The organism is Neobacillus pocheonensis (assembly GCF_050477905.1).
In the GTDB taxonomy this organism is placed as follows: domain Bacteria; phylum Bacillota; class Bacilli; order Bacillales; family Cytobacillaceae; genus Neobacillus; species Neobacillus pocheonensis_A.
In genome coordinates, this window is record NZ_JBCNAD010000077.1 from 1 (window position 1) to 11,128 (window position 11,128).

Consider the following 11,128-nt stretch of genomic DNA (forward strand, 5'->3'; position numbering starts at 1 on the left):
CAGACTGTCGACAAATTCGAAAAATTTCGGGTTTGCCGGCAGTCTTTTTTGTATAATTAAGGTATCGAGATTTTTATGGGGTGAATGAAATGCTAACTAAAAATACACAGATGAATCGTGACCAAATAGAAATGATAGCTTTAGAACAACTTGTACCAGCGAACCATTTGGTTCGTAAGATTGAAGCTGCTATCGACTTTTCTTTTATCTATTCACTTGTTCAAGATATGTATTCATCTGAACGAGGACGTCCGAGTATTGATCCTGTTGTATTGATTAAGATGGCTTTCATTCAATATACCTTCGGTATTCGCTCAATGCGTCAAACTATAGCTGAAATCGAAACAAATATGGCATATCGCTGGTTTCTGGGCTTTGGTTTTTATGATAAGGTACCACACTTTTCGACTTTTGGTAAAAACTACGAACGTCGCTTTAAAGATACGGATTTATTTGAACAGATTTTCTATCGTATTTTGAAGGAAGCCTCAAACAAGAAATTGATTAGTAGCGAGCACGTATTTATTGATTCTACACATGTTAAGGCAAGCGCTAATAAGCATAAATTTGAGAAGAAAGTAGTTCGAAAAGAATCAAAAGCTTATGAAGCACGTCTACAAGACGAGATTAATAACGACCGCGAAGATCACGGGAAAAAGCCATTTCCTCCAGATAAATTTGATAAAGAAGAATTAAAAGAAATTAAAGAAAGCACTACTGACCCAGAGAGTGGTTATTACGTAAAAGATGAGCGAACGAAACAGTTCGCATACTCATTTCATGCAGCTTCGGATCGAAACGGTTTTGTTTTGGGCACAATTGTAACGCCTGGGAATATCCATGATAGCGTCATTTTCGAGCCGCTATTAGAGAAGATCATCGAAAAACACGGTAAACCTGAAGTTGTTGCTGCTGATGCTGGATACAAGACACCTGCGATTGCTCAATTCGTATTTGAAAATGATATGACACCAGCTTTACCTTATACTCGTCCACGTACGAAGGATGGTTACTTAAGAAAGCATGAATATGTTTATGATGAATACTATGATTGTTATATCTGTCCGCAAGGACAAATATTAAAATATGCAACCACGACGAAGGAAGGATACCGTCAATACTTCTCTAATCCGATTGAGTGTAAAACTTGCCCATTACTATCACAGTGCACGCAGAGTAAAGAACATAAAAAACTGATTCAGCGTCATGTGTGGGAGAACTATTTAGAAGAAGCTGACCATCTTCGTCACACACAAGAGAATAAAAGCATTTACGCAAGACGTAAAGAAACGGTTGAACGTGTCTTTGCGGATGCTAAGGAAAAGCATGGTATGCGTTGGACAACCTTAAGAGGCTTAAAAAAATTGTCCATGCAAGCGATGCTTACTTTTGCTGCCATGAATTTGAAAAAGATGGCCAGCTGGACATGGAGGAGTCCAGAAATGGCATAATAATAGGTATAGGGTAGGTCTAAATATTGCTCTTACGAGCAATAATCCAATAAAAAGGCATCCGAATGGGCTCATTCGGATGCCTTTTGTCTACAATCTGAGACTCCCAGCCATTGGGAGTCTTTTAATTATTCAATTACCCCAGATTCCGTAATTATTACATCTGCTTTGATATTTACATTTAAACGTGGATAATCGGTTTCCCATTTTTTAAAATTGAACTTTCTGATGTTGCTTTTTACAAAATGGCCATACCCAACAGGGTCAATACTTTTACTCTGAAACCTTTTTGTTAATTCGGTACATTCCTTTTCAATCTTTTTTTCCAGTAATTTTTCGATTTCCTTAATTTCCTTAGGGGTAATACGTTTCCCTGAGTATTCATTTAAAATAGCATTTACCTTTAGCTTTACATTTACAGTTAATGGCTTTTTAGAAGATAGTTTCATCTTGTATTTGGAACGAATGCTTTCAATGGCTGCTCTTTCCTTTTTATGAACCACCGTTAAAGTTCCTCGACTATATTTGTCCACGAGCAGCTTAAAATAAAACATTTTCGAGGCTGGAATTGTATCAACAACATGTCCGTACCTAAAAAAACTAATACCGCTTATTTCTATCTGATCCTTATCAAGTTTATTTAATTGTGGAAGATAAGGCGTCTTTCCTACTTGATTAAAGTCAAATAAAAAACGGTGGAGGTTTGTTTTCGGTATATCTTTGTTTTTCATATTATGACGGATAAGGTTCGATAAATATATGGCATTTCCTCTTTTTCCGTACTGACCCTCAAGAATACCCTTCGCCTCTCCCTTTGTTGTTGCAAGGTACAAGCCGGCACCTATACTGGGGTCCCGTTGAAAGGAATCAATCAAATCCAATATTCCATTTTCTTTTGCAAGACGATTACCAAATAGAACCACTTTAAGGCTCCCGGTGACTAGCGGATCTGAAGATTGGCGCTGCACGTCTCTTAAAAAATCTCTACTTAAATCAGAAATAGCGGAAAAAGTTTTATTTTCTACCTCTTTATTCGGTAAATAAACAGGTACTAAGGCAGTTCCTTGTATTTTGCCGCCAACATAATCATAGGCACTCCCAGATTCCAGATTGACATCATCTAAAATCTCTTTTCGTACACATCCCACTAAAACAGTAATAGCCATTAAAAGAGTGATAGCAGTTTTTATCATTTTTTCTTCACCTTCTTCACTATCATTACTAGAAAAAAGAGCAGTGGAATGTATCCATAGTTAATATAAAAGGAAATTTTACCTGTATAGTCGATGAAGGTGTTAATCTGTTCACGTGACCTAAAAATATTGATAGTGATTAATACCGCTAATGATACGCCATAGACTCCATACTTTTGTTTAATGTTAGTCACTCGCTTTAGAGTGCGGCTGGCACACCAAAGGGCAATACAAAAATTAGGCAGAATGACAATAATCCAATTAGCAATACCAATGTATTCAAACCGTTCCACAAAGGGCATCTCAACAATTTTCCACATCGTTAAGGTTGCCCAAATACTCTTCTGGAGCTGCCCCTCTGAAAAATAGGCGAACGTAGCTAAGGTAAGCAATGTATAAAGAAAAGTTGTATAAAGAACACCCAGATGGGCCCACTTCTTTGATTTTTGTGGTTCTTTGATATACGGATAAAAAAATAACAAGATTTCATAACCAGTATAGGTGAGGGACATCTGATAAGATGCCTTGATGAAATCCTTTATTGAGTGATCAAGGATAGGCATTAAATTTCTAAAATCCGCATATGGAAGGGTGAAGAAAAAAGTTACTATTAAATAAGCAGGAAGAACAACCCCAAAGAAGGCAATGCCTGTAACGGTTCTGAACCCTCCGAAAATGATGTAGATAGCTAAAAGGCAAAAAGCCAAAGCAAACCAAAATGTACTCATATCCTGAAACATCCATACTTGGATGACTTCGATATAAGTTCTCAGCAGTGTGTCAGCGATAACAATAAAATAGATAACAAATGGCAATGATAATAGTTTGCCCAACTTATTGCCAAAAACGTACGTATGTGCGGTAACCATATCCCCATCTGCTGTTTCAAGAATTTTATACATCATCCATACGATAATATGGATGCTTAACCCAGCTAAAATGACAGATATCCATGCATCATACCCAGCAGTCAAGGCAATAATTCGCTGGTAGCCTAGCACACCAATTCCAAGCTGCATCGTATGGACGAGAAAAAAAACTAAAAAAGGTGATATTTTTGCTTTTTCAGGTACTAATTGTTCCATTGCTCAATACTCCCCTCCTATTCGTCAATATCACTTTTCTTACTTTTTTTACCTGGAGGAGGAAAACGGACAGGATTTTGGGTTCTTAAGGTTTGCGGCCTTTTCCATTGTTTGCTATAAGGAAGTCTAATAAGAGAATCTTTTAGGTCCGTTAATCTTGGCGGATAAATTGGTTCTAAAAATGGCCTATTAAGGGAAGTAAGCTTTATTAAATGTGTCATAAGGAGACAAAAGCAATAGACGATTCCAAGAAGCCCCCAGAGTTCGGCAAAGAACAAAAAGGGAAAACGCAATAGACGAATGGCATTGCCCATTTTATAAACAGGTGTTGTAAAAGATGCCAGTGCCGCAAGTGCCACGATAATGAGAAGGACGTTGCTTGTCAGTCCTGCTTCTACCGAAGCTGTTCCGATAACGATACCGCCTACGATACCGATGGTCTGGCCAACTTTTGTCGGAAGACGGGCTCCTGCCTCGCGGAGCAGTTCAATGGTTAGCTCCAAAAAAAGGGCTTCCAAAATAGGAGGGAGCGGAATTTCCCGACGGGAGGTTACTAACGTATTCATTAAATCTTTTGGGATGAGCTCGTAATGGTAAGATAGTGTTGCTACATAAACTGGTGTAATTAAAATAGAAAAGGCAACAGCGAAAAGCCGGATGAGTCTGAAAAAAGAGGACAACATCCAATTTAAAAAATAATCCTCAAAAGAACCAAAAAATTCAACCAGCGTTGTTGGTGCAATCAGGGCATGAGGAGACCCATCCACGAATATGGCAATTTTGCCTTCTGCCAAAATCGCTGTAACCCTGTCCGGACGTTCAGTATCCAGAAGCTGGGGGAAAGGTGAATTTTTATTATCACAAATCAATTGGACGATATAAGAACTATCCGTAACGGCATCAAATTCGATATTTTTTAGCCGTTCCATACAGGTTTTCACATTCTCAGGGTCTACAATCCCATCAAGATATAAAAGGGATACCCTTGTTTTGGAGAGTGAACCAATGGTCAATTCTTCTGCAATTAGCTCTTTAACAGGCAGCCGCTTTCGAATCAGGTTTACATTCTGTGAGAGTGATTCGACAAAGGCTTCTTTGGGACCAATTACACTAAATTCTACCTCCGGTGCTGTAATCCCGCGAACTAGCTCCTTTTGAGCAGCCAAAAAGGCAAAGTTGTTACGGTCAGAATCAAGCGTGACAAGGACATATCCATTAAACAATTTCTGTTCAATTTCACTTGGATCATCACTAATTTGTACATCCGTTATTGCAACAAGTTTCTTAACATCTTCGATTTTTTCGAACGATTTTTCCAGTAAATAGGGAAGAGCATTCACTTGTAAAATACTCTCATCAATAAGCGTGGAAATAAACGAAAACGAGAACGAAATGTCCGTTTTTTGATTGATATATGTAACTTTTTTAAAGTCATTAGACCGCTGTAAATATTGCTCAAGCGATTCCCTTTGACTGTGATGTTCTTGATTTTTTGTAAACCAGCCCATTTTGTTCAGTCACCGCCGTATTCAGCATTATCTTTATCGTTTCCTATAATGGAAAGATTATGAATTCAAAAGAAAATCCCCCCTTGAAGGGGGAATCCGCTTTATAACACCTCAAACCATACGGGGGATTGGTCATCAGGGTCACCATTATAATTAACCAATATTTCTTCACCAGCTTTAATATCGGTATAGGCATAAAAATTAATGGTGTCCTTTTTCCTTTTAAATTTATATTTAGCATTTGGTGTGTAGGAATGGTTAAAAAGTGAACCGTAGCCTAAGGCAACCGCACGGGTTTTATCATTTTTCCCCCACCAGAATACATAGTTTATCAGCACTGTCTTTTTCAAATATTTATACTCTTCATTTGGAATGACGATAATTGGCGAGGCATCGAGAAGTTCACCCTTTTGGATGTCACGAGTCGCGAAAATACCTCTGCCGTATTTCGATTCTTTTACTTCTAGCACAATTTCTTTACCTCCTTTATATATGGTTTTTATAAAAGTATTCATGACGGGAGACGGTTGTTAATTTTTAAAATAAAAATTGGAAATGACCACTTTGCATTTCTTCTGAACGAGGGATACAGAATAGTTCTAAGAGGTGAAAACGAAGTGACAGTCATAACAACCTTTAAAGAAAAACGACGTGAAAAACAAATAAAATACGAGCGTTCCGTTCTGCGGGATTTATCGATTAATACACTGAAAGAAAGAGTACGGCAGTATTTCGGATCCACCAATATTGCCTCTAGTATGGTTATGAATACAGGTATTGAGGAAGCCTGTTATGATGTCGCCCTTGAAGCATTTTTATTAGGGGCGAAATTCAGTAAATTTGGTTATCATGGAGAGAGCATGGAAGACGTCAGAATGCGCTGCTTCCGCGAAGAGAAACATCTGATTGATACGTTATATAATTTTTTATTGTACTGGGGAAATGGCCAGGAAGGTGCCATGAGTGAATCCCTTTATTATTTATGTGAACAATATATCCATGTTTGGTGGAGAGAGGGCTATGAAAAGGGCCAAAGACGCCATAAACTGAGACTTCATTAAGTGTCATATTTTTCCCCCTTGTCCCATATAGTTTATTGAACAGGGACGAGCGGGAAGGAATGATTTGGTTGTCAAAGCGCAGATTGAAAATAATCGGTTTTTCGGTGGGATTACTTGTCTTATTCCTCATCTTACAACACGATTTTACGGAAAATGACTCATGGAAAACATGGAATCTTCCGTTATCGGGAAAAATCATCTTACTTGATCCAGGGCACGGCGGTCCTGATGGCGGGGCTGGAACCGGAAAAACACTGGAAAAAGATATTGCCTTAGATATTACCTTAAAGGTAAGGGACCTCTTACAACAACAGGGTGCTCTTGTTGTGATGACAAGAGATAGTGATAAAGATTTAGCCGATGATGGTACAAGAGGCTACAGCCGCAGAAAAGTAGAGGATCTGAAAAAAAGATTAAAAATGATTAATGATTCCGATAATGACTTTTTTGTCAGCATTCATTTAAATGCGATTCCTTCCTCGAGATGGAGCGGTGCTCAAACCTTTTATGCTCCTCATCATAAGGAAAATGCGAAAGCAGCTAAATTTATTCAAGAGGAGCTTCGTAATAACTTAGGGAATACCAATCGTAAGGCGAAGCCGCTTAATTCCGTTTATATTTTAAAAAATGCTAAAAAGCCTGGCGTGCTGGTCGAAGTAGGTTTTCTCTCAAATCCTGCCGAAAAGGCCAATTTAAAAAAGGAATCTTATCAGCAGAAAATATCTGAATCTGTTTACCGTGGAATCATGCGATACTTTACGAATGAAAAGGAATTAAAAGAAACTGATTAATGGAAGGTGAAGATACACCTTCCGTTTATTAGTTTAGTGAGATTTTCTGTATTGCAATAGGTTTGATGTGTGATTCAATTAACTGATTCTTTGTTCGTTTGTGATATACTGAGAGATGGAAACGAATTCAACTGGTGAGGTGTTTATTTCATGTTAACAGAAGCAAGAGTCCGTGAGGCTATAGGCAGCCTCAAAGAACCATTTTTACATAAAAGCTTAGCAGAGTTAAATGCAATTGAGGAAATTAAGATTAAAGAAGATAAGAACCATGTAAGTGTAAAGGTTGGCATTGCTCGAACTGGGACAAGCGAACAATTGCAGTTGCAAACACAAATCGTGAATTTATTAAAAGAAGCAGGGGCGGCAACAGTCGGTATCCGTTTTAGTGAACTTCCAGAAGAAGTTTTAGCAGCGAACCGCCATGCTGAGCCTGAAAAGGAGAAAAACCTGCTCAATTCTTCAAATACTACGTTTATCGCAATTGCCAGTGGTAAAGGCGGTGTAGGAAAATCAACGGTATCGGTAAATCTAGCCGTTGCCTTAGCGCGCCTAGGTAAAAAGGTGGGGCTAATCGACGCAGATATTTACGGTTTCAGCGTTCCGGATATGATGGGAATTACAAAACGTCCAGTTGTCAGAGGAGAAAAAATCATTCCTGTAGAGCGTTTTGGTGTTCAAGTAATTTCAATGGGCTTCTTTGTCGAAGACAATTCCCCAATCATTTGGCGCGGTCCAATGCTTGGTAAAATGTTAAACAGCTTCTTCAATGAAGTCGAGTGGGGCGAAATTGATTATTTACTATTAGATCTGCCGCCAGGAACAGGAGATGTCGCGCTAGATGTTCATACCATGCTTCCTGCATGTAAAGAAATTATCGTGACAACGCCACATCCAACAGCTGCTTTCGTTGCAGCACGTGCGGGTGCAATGGCAATAAAGACAGACCACGAAGTCTTAGGGGTTATTGAAAACATGGCCTATTTTGAAAGCAAATTAACGGGTGAAAAAGAATATGTATTTGGTCAAGGCGGCGGTGATAAGCTTGCTGAAGAATTAAATACCATGGTTCTTGGACGGCTACCGCTTAACCAGCCAGACTGGAATGATGAAGACTTTGCACCGTCAATTTACCAAGAAGACCATCAGATCGGAAAAATATATCTAGAGATTGCCGATAAAGTAGTCAGCCTACTTAAAAAGTAATAAAAACAAGCCTCTTCGATTTAACGAAGAGGCTTGTTTTAATCGTTTTTAGGATTATGATCCGCCACTGCTTTGCCCACCGCTGGATTTTTCTGTTGATCCACTTTTTTCACTGGTTTTTGACTTAGCCGTTTCTTCAGCCGCCTTTAGCAGCAGTTGCTCAATTTTAGCTTTAAATAATGGACTATCTACCGTTTCGGTAATGACTTTCTGAAGGTGTTCGCGATATTCTTTGCTTTTTAAGGCATCTGCCATTTCTTTTTGAATTTCTGGTTCTTTAAAAACCTCAATCATCATGCCTCTATACTCAGGATCATTCATCAGGTCCTTTAATAGTTTTTCGTTTTCGGATCTCATGTTTTTAGCAACACCTTGAGCAAATTTTGGATCACTAAAGGTTTTTTTCCAAAATTCAGTTGCCTTTTCAGAAGTAAGTGTTTGTGAAATGGTGTCAGAAACCACCTTTTGGTCCATCACTAATTTTTCTTTTATGCCATCTTTCGACATAACTTCTTCAATTGCTTTCTTGCCATCATCCGTTTTAAGAATATCCACGACCATTTTTTTTGTTTCGTCGTAATCCACTTGCCCTCCGCTGCTTGTATCACTGGAAGAACAGCTTGTCAGAAACAACATGACGGGTAGGAGGAGCAACATATTTTTCACTTTCATTTTCAAGCTCCTTTCACATAAGAATCCTTAATTTTATAATGGAGAAAACTTGGTCAGATTATTCGTTTGAAACTTTAAAATATGGATTTTTCAAATTTGGATTGGTACAATCAGTATGGAATTTATTTTGTACGTTGGAGGTTTTAAGGTGACAAGCCGTAATTTGGTAAGATTGTTTATGACCACATTAGGAGTTGGCGGGCTCACGACAGCTATTGTGGGATTTATTGTCCGCTGGAATGAAATGCAATCATATTTTGTTGAATTTAAAATTGGTGATATTTTATCCGCATTAATTTGGTTTATCGTAATGGGGTTTTTATTTAGTGCTATCAGCCAAATGGGCTTTTTTGCATATTTAACGATACACCGGTTCGGGTTAGGAATATTTAAATCTGTTTCGCTTTGGAATGCTGTTCAGGTGGTTGTGATTCTGTTTGCTTTGTTTGACTTGGTTTATTTGCGATATGAGAATTTCGCAAATACTGGACAATCTATATTCTCGTTTTTCATACCTGCCTTGATTCTTTTAGCGGCAGGGGTTGCTTGTGCCTGGTACAAAATGAAACAGACCAATAAACAAGCCTTTATCCCGGCCCTGTTCTTTATGATTGTCGTAACCGTTGTAGAATGGGTTCCTGTTCTAAGGACAAACTCAAAAAATTGGCTTTTTCTAATGATGTTTGCCTTAATAGCATGTAATGCCTATCAATTGTTAATCCTTCATAAATTAAATACACAATCAGAAAAGGAAAGACAGGAAAGAATTAACCGAAATGCTAATGCCCCTAAAAAAATGACAAAAAAACCGTCCGTTTAGATGGACGGTTTTCTTATTTTAATTTATTTCCTTCGATTGCACTTCCCCGTTGGTAATCATTTCTGAAACGGAAACAAGCTTCAAGCCTCTTTGACGGATATCCTGAAGGATAAGCGGAAGTGCTTTGGCTGTTTGCTTTGCTGAGTCTGATGCATGAAGAAGAACAATATCTCCCTTATCAGCTTTTTTAACATTTGCAACGATCTTTCCAACACCAGGGTTGGTCCAATCCTTTGAATCCACACGCCAATGAACCATCGTATATCCATATCTTTTGGCAATTTTTAATGCACGCTCGTCAAAATGTCCTGTCGGAGCACGTAATAATTTAATATCCTTTACATTTAATTTGCCAAACGCTTCCTGGGCTTTGGCAATGTCTTTGCCAATTTTCGAATCCTCTAAGTCCTGATAATCCACATAATCATAACCAAGAATACCAATTTCAAAACCATCTTTTACAATTCTGCTGACAATATCAGGGTGTCTTTCCGCCCATGCTCCAGACAAAAAGAAAGTAGCCGATTTCACATTTTCCTTTTTTAACGTATCTAAAATAGGCTCTGCCTTTTCATCCCCCCATCCAATATTAAAGGTCAGAGCAAGGTCCTTTTCACCTCGATAAACAGCTTTTGGACCCTCCTTCGTAGAGAAGACAGGTATTTGTGCAAGATTCTCCATATAGAGAAACCATGCCGTAAAAAAAGCAGCAATTAAGATAAGTACAACATTTTTTAAAGCTTTTCCATTAAGTACAACAAAGAAATTCATCATGACCACCTCGTCCAATACCATCCTTGTCTTCAACCTATGCTTGTTTTTTAAATAATATGATTAGAGAATTTTATTATAAAATTTCATTAATTGGAAAAGACTACTATAACTAGAAATTTCACTGGAGGTTATTCAATGTTTGGACTTCTCATCAATGAAAAAGAAGTAAAAGAAATGGAATACCTTATAAAAAGAGAAATGGATGAAATATTATTTGATTTAAGGGATGAACGAATTGATCATATTGTAAAAAGATCTATGGAAGAAAGATATAAAGTTCTTTTTACTTTATTTAGAAGAGTTGCATCTCCTCATGAGTGTTTAAAATATATGCGAAGAGGAAAAAAGGACAGAAAAAAAGGATAATTTTTTTTGCAATACCGTTGACTTATTTATAGTATCTTGGTATATTAATAAACGTCGCTGCTGACATAATAAAAACAACTTAAAAAAGTTATTGACTTTATGGTTTGCAGGTGATATATTAAAAAAGTCGCTTTTGAGCGATTGTGAAATTGTTCTTTGAAAACTAAACAAACAAGAAACAATCAAACAAACAATAATATTCGT

General features: G+C 37.7%; 12 protein-coding genes. 6 read left to right on the top strand and 6 right to left on the bottom strand.

Annotated elements, in window-relative coordinates; translation table 11 throughout:
• The first annotated feature begins 89 nt into the window (after positions 1-89).
• Positions 90-1,451 carry an IS1182 family transposase gene (locus ABES02_RS28295; protein WP_430141158.1) on the top strand — a complete coding sequence of 454 codons (1,362 nt, stop codon included), beginning with the start codon at positions 90-92 and terminating at the stop codon, positions 1,449-1,451.
• 128 nt (positions 1,452-1,579) lie between these two features.
• Here the strand turns inward: ABES02_RS28295 and ABES02_RS28300 are convergent, their stop codons facing one another.
• The 4 genes from ABES02_RS28300 to ABES02_RS28315 all read right to left on the bottom strand — a co-directional run bounded on the left by ABES02_RS28300 (position 1,580) and on the right by ABES02_RS28315 (position 5,707).
• The gene (locus ABES02_RS28300) at positions 1,580-2,644 is read right to left on the bottom strand and encodes a Ger(x)C family spore germination protein (protein WP_430141160.1); all 1,065 of its coding nucleotides are present in this window, start codon (positions 2,642-2,644) and stop codon (positions 1,580-1,582) included.
• A complete protein-coding gene (locus tag ABES02_RS28305; protein ID WP_430141161.1) occupies positions 2,641-3,729 on the bottom strand; it encodes a GerAB/ArcD/ProY family transporter in 1,089 nt (362 codons plus the stop codon). Before ABES02_RS28305 ends, ABES02_RS28300 begins: the two co-directional genes overlap by 4 nt.
• Positions 3,730-3,746: 17 nt before the next feature.
• Positions 3,747-5,237 (bottom strand): spore germination protein, encoded by a 1,491-nt coding sequence (locus tag ABES02_RS28310; RefSeq protein ID WP_430141162.1) that lies wholly within the window; start codon positions 5,235-5,237, stop codon positions 3,747-3,749.
• A 101-nt stretch (positions 5,238-5,338) separates the two neighbouring features.
• Positions 5,339-5,707, bottom strand: a complete 369-nt coding sequence (locus tag ABES02_RS28315; RefSeq protein ID WP_430141163.1) for an SET domain-containing protein — start codon at positions 5,705-5,707, stop codon at positions 5,339-5,341.
• 147 nt (positions 5,708-5,854) lie between these two features.
• Between ABES02_RS28315 and ABES02_RS28320 the strand changes: the two genes are divergently transcribed.
• The 3 genes from ABES02_RS28320 to ABES02_RS28330 all read left to right on the top strand — a co-directional run bounded on the left by ABES02_RS28320 (position 5,855) and on the right by ABES02_RS28330 (position 8,292).
• Entirely contained in the window at positions 5,855-6,298 is a 444-nt protein-coding gene (locus ABES02_RS28320) for a YbaK family protein (RefSeq protein WP_430141164.1), read from the top strand.
• 59 nt (positions 6,299-6,357) lie between these two features.
• Positions 6,358-7,089: an N-acetylmuramoyl-L-alanine amidase CwlD gene (cwlD, locus tag ABES02_RS28325; protein ID WP_430141165.1), complete on the top strand. Its 732-nt coding sequence runs from the start codon at positions 6,358-6,360 to the stop codon at positions 7,087-7,089.
• A 150-nt stretch (positions 7,090-7,239) separates the two neighbouring features.
• A complete protein-coding gene (locus ABES02_RS28330; protein ID WP_430141166.1) occupies positions 7,240-8,292 on the top strand; it encodes a P-loop NTPase in 1,053 nt (350 codons plus the stop codon).
• Between the two features lie 54 nt (positions 8,293-8,346).
• Here ABES02_RS28330 and gerD read toward each other — a convergent pair whose 3' ends face one another.
• Positions 8,347-8,964, bottom strand: a complete 618-nt coding sequence (gene gerD / locus ABES02_RS28335) for a spore germination lipoprotein GerD (protein WP_430141167.1) — start codon at positions 8,962-8,964, stop codon at positions 8,347-8,349.
• A gap of 148 nt (positions 8,965-9,112) precedes the next feature.
• Here gerD and ABES02_RS28340 point away from each other — a divergent pair, with 148 nt between their 5' ends.
• Positions 9,113-9,784 (top strand): KinB-signaling pathway activation protein, encoded by a 672-nt coding sequence (locus ABES02_RS28340; protein ID WP_430141169.1) that lies wholly within the window; start codon positions 9,113-9,115, stop codon positions 9,782-9,784.
• Between the two features lie 18 nt (positions 9,785-9,802).
• On the opposite strand, the gene pdaB is transcribed toward ABES02_RS28340, so the two are convergent.
• The gene (pdaB, locus tag ABES02_RS28345) at positions 9,803-10,555 is read right to left on the bottom strand and encodes a polysaccharide deacetylase family sporulation protein PdaB (protein WP_430141170.1); all 753 of its coding nucleotides are present in this window, start codon (positions 10,553-10,555) and stop codon (positions 9,803-9,805) included.
• Positions 10,556-10,693: 138 nt separating this feature from the next.
• Here pdaB and ABES02_RS28350 point away from each other — a divergent pair, with 138 nt between their 5' ends.
• A complete protein-coding gene (locus ABES02_RS28350) occupies positions 10,694-10,924 on the top strand; it encodes a hypothetical protein (RefSeq protein WP_430141171.1) in 231 nt (76 codons plus the stop codon).
• Positions 10,925-11,128: the final 204 nt, after the last annotated feature.

Coding starts and splice junctions, on each gene's coding strand:
- ABES02_RS28350 (WP_430141171.1), top strand. CDS start 10,694: ATGTTTGGACTTCTCATCAATGAAAAAGAAGTAAAAGAAATGGAATAC.
- ABES02_RS28300 (WP_430141160.1), bottom strand. CDS start 2,644: ATGATAAAAACTGCTATCACTCTTTTAATGGCTATTACTGTTTTAGTG.
- ABES02_RS28310 (WP_430141162.1), bottom strand. CDS start 5,237: ATGGGCTGGTTTACAAAAAATCAAGAACATCACAGTCAAAGGGAATCG.
- ABES02_RS28295 (WP_430141158.1), top strand. CDS start 90: ATGCTAACTAAAAATACACAGATGAATCGTGACCAAATAGAAATGATA.
- cwlD (WP_430141165.1), top strand. CDS start 6,358: ATGATTTGGTTGTCAAAGCGCAGATTGAAAATAATCGGTTTTTCGGTG.
- pdaB (WP_430141170.1), bottom strand. CDS start 10,555: ATGAATTTCTTTGTTGTACTTAATGGAAAAGCTTTAAAAAATGTTGTA.
- ABES02_RS28305 (WP_430141161.1), bottom strand. CDS start 3,729: ATGGAACAATTAGTACCTGAAAAAGCAAAAATATCACCTTTTTTAGTT.
- gerD (WP_430141167.1), bottom strand. CDS start 8,964: ATGAAAGTGAAAAATATGTTGCTCCTCCTACCCGTCATGTTGTTTCTG.
- ABES02_RS28330 (WP_430141166.1), top strand. CDS start 7,240: ATGTTAACAGAAGCAAGAGTCCGTGAGGCTATAGGCAGCCTCAAAGAA.